The following is a 15093-nucleotide window of genomic DNA, read 5'->3' as shown; positions in this document are numbered from 1 at the left end:
CGCCCGGCGGCTATTTCAGGGTTGTGGCAACGCCCGGTCAGGCGTCCTGGTCTTCGGCGGCATCGGCGTCCGCGGCAACGGTCTTGATGTCCGCGTCCTTATTGGTCTCGGGCGCCTTCCAGTCCAGGGGAGGAATCTCGAATTGCCACTTCTTGCCAACGAGTTGATGAGACATGAACGTTCTCCTGTTCAGGACGCATGGCTTTCCCCCGCGCAAAGCGCAATGCATGAGATTCGTGCGTGCCATGGATGCTGTTTCCAATGGATGCCATCGGGGCGCGGGGGGCATGCGCGCAGGCAACGCAAACGAAAATGGCGGCCGCGGCCGCCAGCGACTTTTTCGGCGCTTGGTTTATTGTAATTTTGCCGAAAGTTGATGTATTTTAGCATCATATTGCCTGCAAAAGCAATAGCATCGCCGGCGGCCGCGATACCGGTCCCGCCGCCCTGCCCTGGTGACGTTGACGCAAATCCCCCCGCAGCGTGACGCGATCGCCACTGCCCGGCGGCCAGCGGCCTCAATACACTGGATGCGCACCTTTCCAGGAGACGCATCGTGACTCAGGCTCCCATCGAAGGCGGCTGCGATTGCGGCGCGGTCCGCTACCGCCTCGCCAGCCCGCCCATGTTTGTCCATTGCTGCCATTGCACCGTGTGCCAACGGCACTCCGGCACCGCCTTTGCGATGAACGCGGTGATCGAATCCGACCGCGTGCAGCGCCTGCGCGGCGAGGTGCGCCGCCATCCCGCGGACAAGAACGCCAATGATGGCGAGACCGTCGTGGTCGTGCGTTGCGCGGCCTGCCTCGGCCTGCTGTGGAGCCATCACCCGGGTTACGGCGAAACGGTGGCGCTGATCTACGCGGGCACGCTGGACCGCGCCGCCGACTTCCCGCCTGGCGCGCATTGCTTCGTGCGTTCCAGGCACCCATGGGTGGGCATACCGGACGACGTGCCGGCGGCCGAAGCGTTCTACGACATGGACGCCTGCTGGCCCCTGGCCGCCAGGCAGCGCCTGGACGTCGCGTTGGCCGGCAGCCCGCGCAAGCCCTGGACGCCCAAGGGCTGAGAACCCGCCGCCGCGGCGCGCGGCGCATAGCCGCAACAAACGCTTGCGCGCAGCGCATCGGCCCTGCCCGCCATTCTCGCGGGCTTAGGGATTTCCCCCGTTTTTGCCGAAAAAACGCCTGTTTGGCGCATTGCCCGTGCGCCTGAAAGGTGAACGGAAGTTTGAATTCCTAGACTTCCGCGTTCATTCAAAAGTCAGCTTTTGTTCAGAACGTAGTCAGGCAAAAGCACAACAACGGGAGGACTACAGATGCAATCCAAACGCAGCGCCGCGCGGCGCGAGGTCTGGGCAGCCGGCACGATGATCGTGCTGGGCCTGGGCGCCATCGCGCAGGCATCCACCTACAACATCGGCAGCCTGGCGCGCATGGGGCCGGGGATGTTCCCCGCGATCCTGGGCGTGCTGCTGGTGCTGTTGGGCCTGATGATCGCGCGCATGGCGGCGGCGCCCGCGGCACCCGATGAGGACGCCGAAGACGAGCCCCCGCCCGACTGGCGCGGCTGGGGCTGCATCATCGGCGGACTGATGACCTTCATCCTGCTGGGCAAGTATGGCGGCCTGGTGCCCGCGACCTTTGCGCTGGTCTTCATTTCCGCGATGGGCGACCGCCAGCACACGCCGCGCAGCGCGGCGCTGCTGGCCGCCGGCGTAACCGTGCTGGGCGTGGCCGTTTTCTCCTGGGCGCTGCAACTGCAGTTTCCGCTGTTCCGCTGGGGCTGATCGATGGAAATCTTCAACAACCTGATGCACGGGTTCTCCGTCGCCTTCGCGCTGGACAACCTCATGTGGGCCGTATTCGGCGTGTTCATGGGCAACCTTATCGGCGTGCTGCCGGGCATGGGCGTGCTGGCCGCGATCTCCATCCTGCTGCCGCTAACCTACACCATGACGCCCACGGCGGCGCTGGTGATGCTGTCGGGCATCTACTACGGGTCGCAGTACGGCGGCGGGATTACCTCCATCATGCTGAACCTGCCCGGCACCGCGTCGCACGCGGTGGCCTGCCTGGACGGCAATCCGCTGGCGCGCAACGGCAAGGCCGGCTCGGCGCTGTTCATGCTGATGTTCTCGTCGTTCTGCGGCGCGTCGGTCGGCATTCTGGCGATGATCCTGTTCTCCCCTATGCTGGTGGACGTGGCCTTCAAGTTCGGCCCCGCCGAGTACTTCTCCATGATGATGCTGGGCCTGCTGGCTGGCGCCACCTTGGCCAAGGGATCGGCGATCAAGGGCGTGGCGATGGTGGTGGTGGGTCTGCTGCTGGGCGTGGTGGGCACGGACGTCAACACCGGCACGATGCGCTTTCACTTCGGCATCCTGGAGCTGTCCGACGGCCTGCAGATCGTGGCGCTGGCCATGGGTCTCTTCGGTGTGGCGGACTTCCTGAAGAACATCAACCGCATCGGCGGCGACGCCAAGGTGACCACCGCCAAGATCAGCATGAAGTCGATGCGGCCCGAGGCCGGCGACATCAAGCAGTCGCGCGGCGCGCTGGTGCGCGGCACGGCCATCGGCGCGGCTTTTGGCATCCTGCCCGGCACCGGTCCCACCATCGCCTCGTTCATTTCGTATGCGACGGAAAAGAAGGTGGCGCGCGAGCCGCGCCGCTTCGGCCGCGGCGCCATCGAAGGCATCGCCGGACCGGAAGCGGCCACCAGCGCGTCGACCCAGACCAGCTTCATTCCCACCATGAGCCTGGGCATCCCCGGCGATCCGGTGATGGCGCTGATGCTGGGCGCGCTGATCATCCACGGCATCCAGCCGGGACCCCAGATGATGGTGGAGCACGCCGACATGTTCTGGGGGCTGATCGCCAGCTTCTGGGTGGGCAACGTCTTGTTGCTGCTCTTGAACCTGCCGCTGATCGGCATGTGGGTGCGGCTCCTGACGGTGCCGTTCCGCTACCTGTTCCCGGCGGCGCTGTTCTTTGTCTGCGTGGGCGTCTACAGCACCAACAACAATCTGTTCGACGTGGCCATGGTGACCTTGTTCGGCGCGGCGGGCTACGCGCTGATCCGCATGCGCTTCGAACCCGCGCCGCTGTTGCTGGGCTTTGTGCTCGGCCCCATGGTGGAAGAGAACTTCCGCCGCGCCCTGCTGCTGTCGCGCGGCGACCTGACGATCTTCGTCTCGCGGCCCATCAGCCTGGGCTTCGTGGTGGCGTGCGTGGGCTTGATTGCGCTGCTGGTGGTGTCGGCCATGCGCCAACGCAAGCAGCGCGCGGGCCTGGCGCAAGCGGAGTCTTCCGCCTGAAGCCTGCGGCTGCGTGGCAACGGGCCGGCTCTTGCGGGGCCGGTCCGCATGCGCTTCAGGTGTCGGGCGCGGCCAGCGGGCCGGCGGAGTGGCCGTCGATATGGCCCAGCGTGCGGCCGGGATCGAGGCGGTCGCGCACGCGCTGCTTCAGTTCCTTGGCCGAGGGGAAGCCGCCATCGCTCTTGCGGTCCCAGATCAGGTCGCCGTTGTAGGTGACCTGGAAGATCCCGCCGGTGCCAGGCTGCAGCACGACCTCGCCCAGATCGGTCGAAAACGTGGACAGGAGTTCCTGGGCCATCCAGCCGGCGCGCAGCAGCCACTGGCACTGCGTGCAGTAATGGATGACGATGCGGGGACGCAGGGCGGGTGTGTTCATAGCTGGAAGATTCTACGCCGGTTCATGGATAATATCGGGTTTTCCCGGGTCCGCAATGGACCCCGAGCCTGCCATGAAGTCTGCATTATCCCCTCGCGGCCAACGCTGGCTGATCGGTCTCCTGATGGGACTGGTCACGCTTACGCCCATGGGCATCGATATCTATCTGCCCTCCTTGCCCGTCATGGCGCAGGATTACGGCCAGCCAGTCTCCGCGCTGCAAGCCAGCATCACCCTCTTCATCTTCGCCGTGGGCGTGGGCCAGGTGCTGATCGGTCCGCTGGCCGACCGCTATGGCCGGCGGCCCGTGGCGCTGGGCGGCGCGCTGGCCTATCTGCTGGGCTCGGCGCTGGGCGCCGCGGCCACGTCGCTGGACGTGTTCTATGTTGCCCGCGTGATCCAGGGGCTGGGCGCGTGCTCGGCCTCGCTGGTCGCCTTTGCCGCGGTCCGTGATTGCTTCAGCCCCGCAGTCGGCGCGCGCGTCTACAGCTATTTGAACGGCGCCTTGTGCACCGTGCCTGCGCTGGCGCCCATGGTGGGCGGCGCGCTGGCCGTGCACGCGGGCTGGCGCAGCACCTTTGCCTTCATGGTGCTGTTCGCCTTGACCCTTGCGGGATTCCTGGCGATCCGCTTCGAGGAAACCCGCGCCGCGCCGCCCAAGCCCCACGGCGCGCTCTACAGCCTGCGCCGCTATGCGCCGATCGCGGCCAGCGGACGCTTTCTGTATTTCGCGGCGTTCGGCATGGCCGGCATGGCGATGATCCTGGTGTTCGTGTCCGCCGCGCCGGTAGTGCTGGTGCAGCAACTGGGCTATTCCGAACTGGGCTTCTCCGCCTGGTTCGGCGGCAACGCGGCGATCAATATCGGCGCCTTCTTCCTGGCCCCCGCCTTCATCGCGCGCTTTGGCCGCCACACCATGGTGCGCGTGGGCATGGCCGCCCTGCTTGCGGCCGCCGCCATGCACCTGGCCGCGTGGCTGTGGCTACCCCTGTCGGCCTGGGTCTTCATGTTGCCGGTGGCGGTGTTGACCGTGGGCTTTTCGCTGGCGCTGGGGTCCGGGCTGAGCCTGGCGCTGGAGCCCTTCGCCGAGCGCGCCGGCACCGCGGCCGCGGTCTATGGCCTGTTCCAGATGAGCGGATCGGCCGTCATCGCCACTCTCCTGCTGGACAGCGGCATGGCGCCGCAAGCGGCGATGGCGCTGATCGGCGCGGTCATCGTCGGGCCGCTGCTGTGCCTGTCGCCGGGCATGGCGCGGCGTCTGGCGGCGGGCTGACGCCGATCGGCGTATGCCTCTACTATCCAGGGATAGCCCACCCTGGAGACGACATGAACAACGAAGCAGCGGCGCAAGAGCCGATCCTGGCGCGCCACGCCGAAGACGGCGTGGTGACGCTGCGCCTGAACCGCCCCGGGCAGTTCAACGCGCTGTCCGAAGGCCTGCTGGCCGCGCTGCAAGCGGAGATCGACGCGCTGTCGCGCGATGCCGGCGTGCGCTGCGTGGTGCTCGAATCCAGCGGCCGGGCGTTCTGCGCCGGCCACGACCTGCGCGAAATGCGCAGCCAGCCCTCGCTGGATTACTACCGCGACCTCTTCAGGAAATGCAGCGCCGTGATGCAGGGTTTGCAGGCCTTGCCGGTGCCGGTGATCGCCAAGGTGCACGGCATCGCCACCGCGGCAGGCTGCCAGCTGGTGGCCAGCTGCGACCTGGCCGTGGCGGCCGACACGGCGAAGTTCGCGGTATCCGGCATCAACGTCGGCCTGTTCTGCTCCACGCCCGCCGTCGCGCTCAGCCGCAACGTATCGGCCAAGCGCGCCTTTGAAATGCTGGTGACGGCGCGCTTCATCGATGCCGGCCAGGCCAGGGATTGGGGCGTGATCAACGACGCGGTGCCCGAGGCGCAGCTGGACCAGCGCGTGCGCGCGCTGGTTGACGACATCCTGGCCAAGAGTCCCACGGCCATCCGTTACGGCAAGCGCATGTTCTACAAGCAGCGGCAGATGGCGTTGGCGGATGCCTATGACTACGCGGGCGACGTGATGGCGCGCAACATGATGGAAGCCGACGCCTGCGAAGGCATAGACGCCTTCCTGCAAAAACGCCCGCCGCGCTGGCAGTCCTGATTCAATTCAACGCCGCGGGGTTGTCTTGGGGCGGCTGCGCTAGGCCAACGCCCAGCCGCCGGCCGCGGCCAGCAGCACCACCCAGACGGGCGACCAGCGCGCATAGACCAGCAGGCCGAACAGCAGCAAGGCCAGCCCGAAGTCCGCGCGGTCGCGGATGGCGCTGATCCAGACCGGGTCGTACAGCGCCGACAGCAGGATGCCCACGACGCTCGCGTTCACGCCCGCGATCAGGTTGCGCACGCCCGCGCGCCGCCGCAGGCTTTCCCAGAACGGCAGCGCAGCCGCCACCAGCAAGGCGCCTGGCAGGAAGATGGCCGCCAGCAACACCAGTCCGCCAGCCCAGCCCGACAAGGGACCGGACGACATCGCGCCCAGGAAGGCGGCAAAAGCGAATAGCGGCCCCGGCATGGCTTGCGCCGCGCCGTAGCCTGCCAGGAAATCGGCGTTGGAAACCATGCCGCCCGCCACCGAGGCGGATTCCAGCAAGGGCAGCACCACGTGGCCGCCGCCAAACACCAGCGCGCCCGCGCGGTAGAAGCCCGACAGCTGCTGCGCCAGCGGCATGCCGCTGATCGCCGCCCAAGCCGGCAAGGCCGCCAACAGCAGCACGAACAGCGCCAATGCCGTGTATCCGGCGCGGCGCGAGATCTTCAGCGGCTGCACCGCCAGGGCCGGACGCGGCGGTACCTGCAGCGCGGCCATGCCGGCGATGGCGCCCAGCAGGATCGCGCTCAATTGCCCCAGGGTCGTCGGCATCAGGATGGTGATGAGCGCCGCAGCCACCGCCAGCCCCGCCCGCTCGCGGTCGGGACTGAGCGAGCGGCCCATGCCCCAGACCGCCTGCGCGATGATGGCCACCGCCGCGATCTTCAGTCCATGGATGGCGCCCGACGCGGACAGCCAGCCGAACTGCGCCAGGCCCAGCGCGAAGAGAATCAGCGCGATCGCCGTGGGCAGCGTGAACGCCACCCAGGCCGCCAGCATGCCGGCCCATCCGGCGCGCTTCAGGCCTATCGCCATGCCGACCTGGCTGCTGGCCGGCCCCGGCAGGAACTGGCACAGCGCCACCAGGTCGGAATACGCGTAGTCGTCCAGCCAGCGCCGGCGCTCCACGAATTCCGTGCGGAAGTACGCCAGATGCGCCACCGGCCCGCCGAACGACGTCAGCCCCAGGCGCAGGAAAACCAGGAAGACTTCCAGACAGGAGCCCTGGCCGGGCTGCTCGCGCGTGGCGGTGGCGGGCTTGCTGGCGACATGTTCGTCTTGGTGGGGAGGCAGCGGCGGCATGGGATTCGGCTTCATCGGCAGGCGGGGCATGAGGGTCCTGCCCCCGCCCCATGCTTATAGCCGGGCGCCGCGGCAGATTCAACCGCCTGAACGGGCCGGGCCATATGGCGGGTTTACCTCGCCCGCGCAGCCGCTACAAACAACTTTACAAATACCGTACAAATATCGGCGGACTGCCCGGCGGTATGCCCCTAGCATCGCGAGTCCTCATCCGGCCGTATCCCACATGTTCAAGTTCGCGATCCGCATCTTTGTCGTCGCCGCCATCGGTTATGTCGCGGGGTCGCAATTGGTGGAACGCAGCCTGATGTATCTGCTGGATTCGGTCAGCGCGGATCTGTCGTACCAGGCCGTCCGGGGACAGATGCATGTGCTGCGCAAGGAACTCGATGGCATTGCCCCGGTTGCGCGCGCCGAACACCTGCGCGACGACATCCAGCCGCTCTATGGACTGGGCCTGAGCCTGCTCTCCGACGAGAAGGTCACGCCCAGCGAAGCGGAGCAGCGGCAACTGGCCGCGCTCGGCATGATCATGCGCGACGAGTACAACGTTTACCTCGTCCCATTGTCCGGCGAGCCCAGACAGTGGCTGGAAGTCCGCCTGCCGCGCGCGCCGGTGCTGGAGCGGTGGGTCACCGTCGGCGTCTGGGCCGCGCTAAGCCTGATCGTCGGCATCATCCTGCTGCTGCTCTGGGCGCTGCCCCTGTGGCGCGATCTGGACCGGCTGCGCAACGCCACGCTGCGCATGGGCCAGGGCGAACTCGGCGTGCGGGTGCGGCTGTCGCGGCTGGCCGGCATGCGGCACGTGGGCGAGAGCTTCAATCAGATGGCCGAGCGCATTTCGGCGCTGGTCGAAAACCAGCGCAGCCTGACCAACGCGGTCTCGCACGAATTGCGCACGCCGCTAGCGCGCCTGTCCTTCGAGGTCGCCCTGCTGGGCCAGGACCAGCACCAGCCCAAGCGGCATCAGATACTGCGCGACATGCAGGCCGACATCTGCGAACTGGAAACGCTGGTGGCCGAACTGCTGGTCTATGCGCGGCTGGAGCGTCCCAGCGACGACTCCGTCAGGCTGGAAACCGTGGACACCTGCGACTGGCTGGGCGAAGCGCTGGCCCAGGTGGCGCACCAGGCCGAGGCGCGTGCGATCCAGTGCCATGTGCATCGCGACTACCCGCCGCGCGTGCGGCTGCATCCGCGCTACATGAGCCGGGCCTTGCTGAACCTGGTGCAAAACGCGGTGCGCTATGCCAGCCGTCACGTGGAGGTCAAGCTCACCCAGTGTCCGGCGGGCGGCTTCGAGCTGATCGTGGACGACGATGGCGGCGGCATCGCGCCGGCCGACCGCGCGCGGGTGTTCGAACCCTTCATCCGCCTGGACGAAAGCCGGGACCGCGGCACCGGCGGCGCCGGCCTGGGCCTGGCCATCGTCTGGCGGGTAGCCGCCAGCCACGGCGGCGGCATCGAAATCCACGACAGCCCCCTGGGCGGCGCCCGCTTCGTGCTGCGCTGGCCGGCCTGAGCATGGCCCAGGCGAAAACTGCATTTATGGCACTACCTTCCTGGGCCAAGCCGCGGCATCCTGTCAGCACGAGATTCTGCTCGGCAACACGCATCGAAAAGGTAGGAACATGAGCCAGCGTTTGAATTATTTCCAGGTGTCCGAGGAACAGTCCAGGAAGTACCTGGAATTCAGCATGTCGCTGAAGAAGACCCCCATCGTGCAAGAGGTCGGCGAACTGGTGGATATCCGCGCCTCGCAGATCAATGGCTGCGGCTTCTGCCTGGACATGCACGTCAAGCAGGCCCGCATCGCCGGCGAGCGCGAGCTGCGCCTGCATCACATCGCCATCTGGCGCGAGTCCACGCTGTTCTCGCCGCGCGAGCGCGCGGCGCTGGCCTGGACCGAGGCGGTCACCACCCTGTCGGCGCAGGGCGTATCGGATGCGGTCTATGACGAGGCGCGCGCGCAGCTTTCTGAGAAGGAAATCTCGGACCTCACCCTGCTGGTGGTCGGGATCAACGGCTGGAACCGGCTGAACGTGGCGTTCCGCACCGTGCCGGGTTCGGCCGATGCGGCCTACGGCCTGGACAAGTCCGGGCTGAACTAAGGCTGCATCAGCTGCAATATGCGCAGGCCCAGTTCGCGGGCCTGCGCCTGCGTGGCGATATTGGTGAAGCTGAGCAGCAGCGCGGATTGCGTCTGCGGCGCGGCGCACCAGCGCGACAGCGCGCCCGCATACATGCCCTGCTCTTCCATCCGCCCGGCCAACGCCACGTCGCTCTGGCCGGGTTCCAGACGCGCCACCAGATGCATGCCGCCGGGCTGCGGTTCGATCCGCAGGCGCTGCCCCAGCGCATCATGCAGGCCCGCCACCGCCGCCGCGCGCCGTTCCGCGTACAGCTTGCGCATGCGCTGGATGTGGCGGGCGAAATGGCCTTCGGCCATGAAGGCGCTCAATATCGCCTGGGTCAGGCCCGGCGCGGCGCCCGCCTGCAGGCGCGCCGATAGCGCGAAGCGCGCGGCCTGCGCCTCGGGCACCACCAGATAGGCCAGCCGCAGGCCGGGAAACAGCACCTTGCTGAAGGTGCCCGCGTACAGCACCCGCCCCTGCGTATCCAGGCTCTTCAGGGCAGGCAGCGGGCGGCCGACGTAGCGGTATTCGCCGTCGTAATCGTCTTCCACGATCCAGGCTTCGCAACGCTCGGCCCAGTCCAGCAGCGCCTGCCGGCGCGGCAATGACAAGGACATGCTCAAGGGGCTTTGATGGGCAGGCGTCACCACCGCGCCGCGCGCCCGTCCCGCCCGCTCGATGCCGGCGCCGACCATGATGCCGTCCTGGTCCACCGGCACGGGTACGGGTTTCAAGCGCGCCTGCTCCAGCAGCGCGCGGGTCGGGGGATAGCCTGGATCTTCCATCCAGACCTGGTCGCCGGCTTCGAACAGCGTCTGCAGGATCAGCGCCATCGTGCTGTTGTAGCCGGCCGTGATGAACACCTGCGAGGGTTGGCAATGGATGCCGCGCGCGACCTGCAGATAGGCGGCGGTCGCGCCGCGCAGGGCCGGCAGGCCGCCATGGGGCGGATAGGCCAGGTCCGCGGCCTGCAGGCCGCGCAACTGCCTCGCGCCCAGGCGGGCCCAGAGCTTGCGGGGAAATTCATCCAGCGCCGGCAGGCCCATCTGAAACGGCCGCAAGCCCGAAGGCTCGCGCCAGCCCGGGCCGTCGCCGGGCGTCTCGGGCGGAATGGCCACGGCGGGCGGCGGCGCGTGCTGGGGCTGCAGGTCGGGCGCCACCACCGTGCCGGCCTGGCCGCGCGCCTGGATATAGCCTTCCGATGCCAGCAGCGAATACGCGACCTCCACCGTGCCGCGCGCCACGCCCATCTCCTTGGCCAGCGCCCGCGCCGACGGAATGCGGTCGCCCGGCTTGAGCGTGCCCTGCGCGATGGCGCCGCGAAAGCGCTCATAGACTTGGCGGTACAGGGGCTCGGCGCCGTCCGGCGGCGCCGGCGGGTCCTGTGGCTGCGGGCTGATCATGGCATAGTCCAGAATTCAATTTATGGCCCTTCTAATTATGGCATGCGGCTCCTAACATGACTGCACATGAACCCTGACACCGACCGTGCCTCCATGACCGAAGCCACCATGCAACACATCGAAAGCCCGCAGGATCTGCGGGCCTGCCTGCCGCTCATGCGCGAACTCAGGCCTCATCTGAAGGAAGACGCCGATTTCGTCGCGCGCGTGAGCCGCATGCGCGCCGATGGCTACCGGCTGCTGGCCGCCATGGACCGGGGCCAAGCCGTCGCGCTGGCCGGCTACCGCCTGCAGGAAAACCTGATCTACGGCCGCTTTCTGTATGTGGACGACCTGGTGGTGGCCAACGGCCGCCGCGGCGAACGCTGGGGCGCCCGGCTGCTGCAAGCCCTGGACGCCGCCGCGCGCGACAACGGCTGCGCCCGCCTGGTGCTCGACACCGGCCTGGGCAATGCCCTGGCCCAGCGCTTCTACTTCCGCGCCGGTCTCTTGACCAGCGCCATCCGATTCAGCAAATCCCTGGAAACTTCCGCGTCATGAATATCCTGCGCATCATCTGCAGCCCGCGCGGCCGCGCCTCCGAAAGCTATCGCCTGTCGCAAGCCATCGTCGACCAGCTCACCGCCGCCGCCCCGGGCGCGGCGGCCGTGGTCGATGTGGACGCGACTGCCCTGCCCTTGGTCGACTCCGACTATGCGGCCGCGCTGAGCGCGCGCCAGGACCCCACGGACGGACGCGAGAATCGCGGCGCGCTGGGCCGCTCATCCGAACTGATCCAGTCCCTGCAGGCCGCGACCCATGTCGTCATCGCGACCCCGATGCACAACTTCACCGTGCCGGCATCGTTGAAAACCTGGATCGACCATGTGGTGCGGGTGCGCAGCACCTTCCAGATCACGGCCCGCGGCAAGGAAGGCAGCCTGGAGGACCGCCCGGTATACGTGGCGATCTCCTCGGGCGGCGACTTCGGCTGCGACGGACAGAGCCAGCCGGACTTCCTTACGCCGTATCTGCAGCACGTGCTGGGTACGATGGGCCTGAAAAACGTGACCTTCTTCTCGGTGCAAGGCACCGCACGCGGCGCGGATGCGCTGCAGGCGGCCCGCGCGCAGGCGCAATCGGAGGTCGTCGCGCATCCGTTCGCGGCAGGATTGCATCCGGAGTTCGCGGCAGCTTGATCGCGCCGGGCTGGTGCCCGCGCATCATGGCGCGCGCACCAAGCCGCCTCATGCTTAGGAATAGCGCCGGCGCCCGGCCCGCGTCCGCAAGAAGTATTAGGCAATCGGGCTGCGTTGACACCCCCAAATAGCCGGCACTACGCTCTTGGCCAGAACCCTCTCGCCTGACCAGACTACGCCGTACATCCTCATTCGGGCATGGGTGCAGGAGGCGTGCAATGACACTGACCAGTCCCGGCATTTTCCTGGCCGCCGCGCTCGCGCTGTGGGTCCTCGCCGCGCCGCGCGCCGAGGCGGCCTGCGCTGACAAGAAGATCCTGTCCATGGCCAACGACGGCCGCACGGTCAATGCCATCGCCAAGGCCTGCAGCATGCCGGCGGCCAAGGTCCGGGGCGTGATCGAGCGCGCCGATGCCGCCGACGACGCGCCGCCGCCCGCACCAACGCCCAAGGCCAAGGCCGAACGCGCCGCCGCGCCGGAGCCGCCTCGGAAGCTGCCTTCCGGCGCCGGACTGGCGCAATGCGATTGCCAGGGCATGGTGCCTTATGGCGAACGGGCGCCGGACCTGCGCTGCCAGAGCGGCATGTCGATGGCGACGCCCTGCGCGGGCTACTGCTCGCCCCACGGGGTCGCGCCATGGCGGCGCATATGTAGTTGAGACCCGCAGTCAGCGCCCGCCGTCAAGACTCGCACAGCCACACCCTACTGCCTGGCGCTGGGCATGAACCAGCGGTAGTAGGCGTTGTCGCCGTCGTCGCGCGCCAGCTTGTTCATTTCCCTGCCCCAGGTTTCACGATCCCCCACATAGGCCGCCAGCGAAGCCCGGTAGAACGTGTCCAGCCGCGCCCGCTCCAGCTGCATGTCGGCGCGCAGCGCGTCGGACGCGCCGACCAGCGGCGGTTCGCTGCGCAAGGCCAGCAGCGCGGGCAGGACGCGCGCCACTTCGCGCGGCCGGACCCAGGTCGCGTATTCGATGCCGGGGCGGTCGTCGGTCACGGCCGGGGTATCGCCGGCAAAGCGCGCCAGGCCGTCCCGGTCTGTGACCCAGGTGGACAACAAGGCCGCGGCCGATGGTACGCCCACTGCCCGCAACGCGGCGGCGGTATCGGGCTGGGCGTAGCGCGCCTGGATGCGGGCCGCGTCCAGCGTCAGCGGCTGCATCGAGCCCAACAGCAGCATTTCATGCAGTTCGCTGGTCCAGAGCTGGGCATGCGGAAAGACCTGGATGAAGCTGGCGATGAGCGCGCGGGTGTCGTCCTCGTTCTGCGTGGGCAGCGGCAGCCATTGCGCCACGATGCCTTGCGGCGCGAGCCGGCTTGCGGCCAGTTGGTAGAAGTCGCGGGAATACAGATTCACCACGCCTGCGGCGGAAGGTGGCGGCGGCTCCAGCGTGATCAGGTCCCAGCGCTCGGCGCTGGCCTGCAGCTCGCGGCGTCCGTCGCGCAGCCGTTTGTCCAGGCCCGGATCGGTGGCGGCCTGGAACGTGCCCTGGAACTGCGGCGCGGCGCGCAGCACGGCCGGCAGCAGCTCGGCGACCGCGCGCTTTTCCAGCCCGCGGTACTGCGACAAGGCGCCGGCCGTGATGCCGGTGCCATAGCCCACCACCAGCGCGGACCTGGGTTCGCCCGCATGCACGATCAAGGGCAGCAGCGCCTGCAGCCGCATGTATCGCAGCGAAGGCATGGCGTCGCCCGAGTTCGATACGCCCTGGATGTAGAGCCGGTGGAAGCGATTGCCGTTGCCGGCGCGCTCGACCACGGCCACCGTGCCGCCATGGCTTTCCTCGTAGAACACCAGGCCCGCGCCGCTCGCCCCGGGCAGTAGCCGCGCAAACTGGTCTGCCGGCAGCATGGCGACCACCGCCAGCGTGGCGAGGCCCGCGATGCCGGTGGCCCAGCCGGTGGCGGCGCGGCCATCCGACCTTCCGCGCCAGGCCGCCACGGCGCCCACCGCCGCCGCGATGGCCGCCAGCACGCTCAGCGTGCGCACCAGCCCCAGGGCGGGCAACAGCAGGAATCCCGTCAACAAGGTGCCCGCGATGCCGCCCAGCGTGTTGCCGGCGAGTACGGCGCCGGCTTCCCGCCCCACCTGCCGATCGCCCACCGCGATGCGCAGCACCGCGGGAAACGCCGCGCCCAGCAGCAGCGTGGGCGCCAGCACCAGGCTGGCCGCCGCCACGGCGAAGCGCGCGCACATGCCCGCGAAGCCGCTGCCCGTCCATTGGTAGACCGCCGCTTCCGCCTGTGTCTGGGCCACGATCAGCCATTTGCCCAGCATGGCCACCTCCAGCACCGCGAGCAGGCCTGCGCCAGCGATCAGGAAACCGAACACCGGCCAGGGATTGCGCACGCGATGGGCCCAGCGCGCATAAAGCGCGGCGCCGATGGCCAGCCCGGCCAGATAGGTGGCCAGCACGATGGCGAAGGCGAAGGCGCGCGTGCTCATGAACGGCACGATCATCTGCGACCAGATCACTTCGTAGCCCAGCGCGACCGCGCCAGCCACTGCATACAGCGCCACGGCCAGGCGCGCGTCGCCCGACAAGGGCGTCGCAGCGGACTGCGGACTGACGGCGGGAGCCGCGCTGTCGCCCGCCCTGCGGTCCAGCATCCAGGCGCCCAGCGCCGCCAGCAGGTTCAGCGAGGCCGCGGCCAGCGCCGCGCCCTGCACGCCGAAGCGCGGAATCAGGAAGAATGCGGGCAGCAAGGCGCCCAGGATGGCGCCGCAGGTATTCGCGGCGTACATCGCGCCGCCGGAGCGGCTTACGTCCGCGCCCTGCTGCCGGCTTACGGCGCGCAGCAGCACCGGCAAGGTGCCGCCCATCAAGAAGGCGGGGATGGCCAGCAGCAGCCCCACCGCCAGCCAGGCCGCCAGGCTGCTATGGGCCTCGACCGCGACGAAGGCGGCGGCGCTGCGCGCCAGCAGCCACGTCACCGCGACGCAGGACAGCGCCACGGCTGCTTCCAGCTTGGCGTAGAAGCGTACCGGGCGCCGCAGATGGTCCGCCTTGCGGCCCAATAGCCAGCCGCCCAGCGCCAGGCCCAGGAAGAATGCGCTGACCGCGCCCGCGATGGCGCTGACCTCCACGCCTACCACCAGCGACAACTGCTTGATCCACAGCACCTGGAACACCAGGGCCGCCGTTCCGGACAGGAACAGCAGCGCGGCCGGCCGGACCGCCGTCAGGGCGGGCCCTTGCGCCGCCTTGTCGTCCACATCATGTCCCTGCATCGCCGCCTCGCTTGCCCCCATGCCCATCATGCTGCTCCT

General features: G+C 68.5%; 15 protein-coding genes. 10 read left to right on the top strand and 5 right to left on the bottom strand.

The window, feature by feature from the left end; all coding sequences use genetic code 11:
- Positions 1-37: 37 nt before the first annotated feature.
- On the bottom strand, positions 38-175 hold the full coding sequence (locus N5C88_RS14115) for a hypothetical protein (protein ID WP_165867865.1): 138 nt from the start codon (positions 173-175) through the stop codon (positions 38-40).
- 381 nt (positions 176-556) lie between these two features.
- Between N5C88_RS14115 and N5C88_RS14110 the strand changes: the two genes are divergently transcribed.
- From N5C88_RS14110 to N5C88_RS14100, 3 genes are all read left to right on the top strand, one after another.
- Entirely contained in the window at positions 557-1069 is a 513-nt protein-coding gene (locus N5C88_RS14110) for a GFA family protein (protein WP_059376095.1), read from the top strand.
- Between the two features lie 249 nt (positions 1070-1318).
- A complete protein-coding gene (locus N5C88_RS14105; protein WP_059376093.1) occupies positions 1319-1789 on the top strand; it encodes a tripartite tricarboxylate transporter TctB family protein in 471 nt (156 codons plus the stop codon).
- Between the two features lie 3 nt (positions 1790-1792).
- Positions 1793-3319 carry a tripartite tricarboxylate transporter permease gene (locus N5C88_RS14100; RefSeq protein WP_118933058.1) on the top strand — a complete coding sequence of 509 codons (1527 nt, stop codon included), beginning with the start codon at positions 1793-1795 and terminating at the stop codon, positions 3317-3319.
- 55 nt (positions 3320-3374) lie between these two features.
- On the opposite strand, the gene N5C88_RS14095 is transcribed toward N5C88_RS14100, so the two are convergent.
- A complete protein-coding gene (locus N5C88_RS14095) occupies positions 3375-3695 on the bottom strand; it encodes a SelT/SelW/SelH family protein (RefSeq protein WP_280015528.1) in 321 nt (106 codons plus the stop codon).
- A 73-nt stretch (positions 3696-3768) separates the two neighbouring features.
- Here N5C88_RS14095 and N5C88_RS14090 point away from each other — a divergent pair, with 73 nt between their 5' ends.
- Both N5C88_RS14090 and N5C88_RS14085 read left to right on the top strand, forming a co-directional pair.
- Complete coding sequence (locus N5C88_RS14090; protein WP_280015527.1) at positions 3769-4968, top strand: multidrug effflux MFS transporter; 1200 nt, start codon at positions 3769-3771, stop codon at positions 4966-4968.
- Positions 4969-5021: 53 nt separating this feature from the next.
- Positions 5022-5816, top strand: a complete 795-nt coding sequence (locus N5C88_RS14085) for an enoyl-CoA hydratase (protein WP_280015526.1) — start codon at positions 5022-5024, stop codon at positions 5814-5816.
- 39 nt (positions 5817-5855) lie between these two features.
- On the opposite strand, the gene chrA is transcribed toward N5C88_RS14085, so the two are convergent.
- Positions 5856-7106, bottom strand: coding sequence for a chromate efflux transporter (gene chrA / locus N5C88_RS14080; protein WP_280015587.1), 1251 nt, complete (start codon positions 7104-7106; stop codon positions 5856-5858).
- Positions 7107-7332: 226 nt separating this feature from the next.
- On the opposite strand from chrA, the gene N5C88_RS14075 reads away from it, so the two are divergent.
- The gene (locus N5C88_RS14075) at positions 7333-8628 is read left to right on the top strand and encodes an ATP-binding protein (RefSeq protein ID WP_059376084.1); all 1296 of its coding nucleotides are present in this window, start codon (positions 7333-7335) and stop codon (positions 8626-8628) included.
- A gap of 109 nt (positions 8629-8737) precedes the next feature.
- On the top strand, positions 8738-9217 hold the full coding sequence (locus tag N5C88_RS14070) for a carboxymuconolactone decarboxylase family protein (RefSeq protein ID WP_118933056.1): 480 nt from the start codon (positions 8738-8740) through the stop codon (positions 9215-9217).
- On the opposite strand, the gene N5C88_RS14065 is transcribed toward N5C88_RS14070, so the two are convergent.
- A complete protein-coding gene (locus tag N5C88_RS14065) occupies positions 9214-10644 on the bottom strand; it encodes a PLP-dependent aminotransferase family protein (protein ID WP_280015525.1) in 1431 nt (476 codons plus the stop codon). The genes N5C88_RS14070 and N5C88_RS14065 overlap by 4 nt on opposite strands.
- A 93-nt stretch (positions 10645-10737) precedes the next feature.
- Here N5C88_RS14065 and N5C88_RS14060 point away from each other — a divergent pair, with 93 nt between their 5' ends.
- From N5C88_RS14060 to N5C88_RS14050, 3 genes are all read left to right on the top strand, one after another.
- Positions 10738-11184: a GNAT family N-acetyltransferase gene (locus N5C88_RS14060; RefSeq protein ID WP_280015586.1), complete on the top strand. Its 447-nt coding sequence runs from the start codon at positions 10738-10740 to the stop codon at positions 11182-11184.
- The gene (locus tag N5C88_RS14055) at positions 11181-11822 is read left to right on the top strand and encodes an NAD(P)H-dependent oxidoreductase (protein ID WP_280015524.1); all 642 of its coding nucleotides are present in this window, start codon (positions 11181-11183) and stop codon (positions 11820-11822) included. The genes N5C88_RS14060 and N5C88_RS14055 overlap by 4 nt, the downstream gene beginning before the upstream one ends.
- 218 nt (positions 11823-12040) lie before the next feature.
- Positions 12041-12481, top strand: a complete 441-nt coding sequence (locus tag N5C88_RS14050) for a hypothetical protein (RefSeq protein ID WP_059376072.1) — start codon at positions 12041-12043, stop codon at positions 12479-12481.
- Between the two features lie 44 nt (positions 12482-12525).
- On the opposite strand, the gene N5C88_RS14045 is transcribed toward N5C88_RS14050, so the two are convergent.
- Positions 12526-15081 (bottom strand): fused MFS/spermidine synthase, encoded by a 2556-nt coding sequence (locus tag N5C88_RS14045; protein ID WP_280015585.1) that lies wholly within the window; start codon positions 15079-15081, stop codon positions 12526-12528.
- Positions 15082-15093 lie beyond the last annotated feature (12 nt).

Source organism: Achromobacter sp. GD03932 (genome assembly GCF_029839485.1).
GTDB lineage: Bacteria > Pseudomonadota > Gammaproteobacteria > Burkholderiales > Burkholderiaceae_B > Achromobacter > Achromobacter bronchisepticus_A.
The sequence above is the reverse complement of the archived record's forward strand: the minus strand, read 5'-3'. Positions and strand labels throughout refer to the sequence as shown.

What these genes read in the sequence shown, in the direction of transcription:
- N5C88_RS14115 (WP_165867865.1), bottom strand. Translation starts at nt 175, where the DNA reads ATGTCTCATCAACTCGTTGGCAAGAAGTGGCAATTCGAGATTCCTCCC.
- N5C88_RS14105 (WP_059376093.1), top strand. Translation starts at nt 1,319, where the DNA reads ATGCAATCCAAACGCAGCGCCGCGCGGCGCGAGGTCTGGGCAGCCGGC.
- N5C88_RS14100 (WP_118933058.1), top strand. Translation starts at nt 1,793, where the DNA reads ATGGAAATCTTCAACAACCTGATGCACGGGTTCTCCGTCGCCTTCGCG.
- N5C88_RS14095 (WP_280015528.1), bottom strand. Translation starts at nt 3,695, where the DNA reads ATGAACACACCCGCCCTGCGTCCCCGCATCGTCATCCATTACTGCACG.
- N5C88_RS14090 (WP_280015527.1), top strand. Translation starts at nt 3,769, where the DNA reads ATGAAGTCTGCATTATCCCCTCGCGGCCAACGCTGGCTGATCGGTCTC.
- N5C88_RS14085 (WP_280015526.1), top strand. Translation starts at nt 5,022, where the DNA reads ATGAACAACGAAGCAGCGGCGCAAGAGCCGATCCTGGCGCGCCACGCC.
- chrA (WP_280015587.1), bottom strand. Translation starts at nt 7,106, where the DNA reads ATGCCGCCGCTGCCTCCCCACCAAGACGAACATGTCGCCAGCAAGCCC.
- N5C88_RS14075 (WP_059376084.1), top strand. Translation starts at nt 7,333, where the DNA reads ATGTTCAAGTTCGCGATCCGCATCTTTGTCGTCGCCGCCATCGGTTAT.
- N5C88_RS14070 (WP_118933056.1), top strand. Translation starts at nt 8,738, where the DNA reads ATGAGCCAGCGTTTGAATTATTTCCAGGTGTCCGAGGAACAGTCCAGG.
- N5C88_RS14065 (WP_280015525.1), bottom strand. Translation starts at nt 10,644, where the DNA reads ATGATCAGCCCGCAGCCACAGGACCCGCCGGCGCCGCCGGACGGCGCC.
- N5C88_RS14060 (WP_280015586.1), top strand. Translation starts at nt 10,738, where the DNA reads ATGACCGAAGCCACCATGCAACACATCGAAAGCCCGCAGGATCTGCGG.
- N5C88_RS14055 (WP_280015524.1), top strand. Translation starts at nt 11,181, where the DNA reads ATGAATATCCTGCGCATCATCTGCAGCCCGCGCGGCCGCGCCTCCGAA.
- N5C88_RS14050 (WP_059376072.1), top strand. Translation starts at nt 12,041, where the DNA reads ATGACACTGACCAGTCCCGGCATTTTCCTGGCCGCCGCGCTCGCGCTG.
- N5C88_RS14045 (WP_280015585.1), bottom strand. Translation starts at nt 15,081, where the DNA reads ATGGGCATGGGGGCAAGCGAGGCGGCGATGCAGGGACATGATGTGGAC.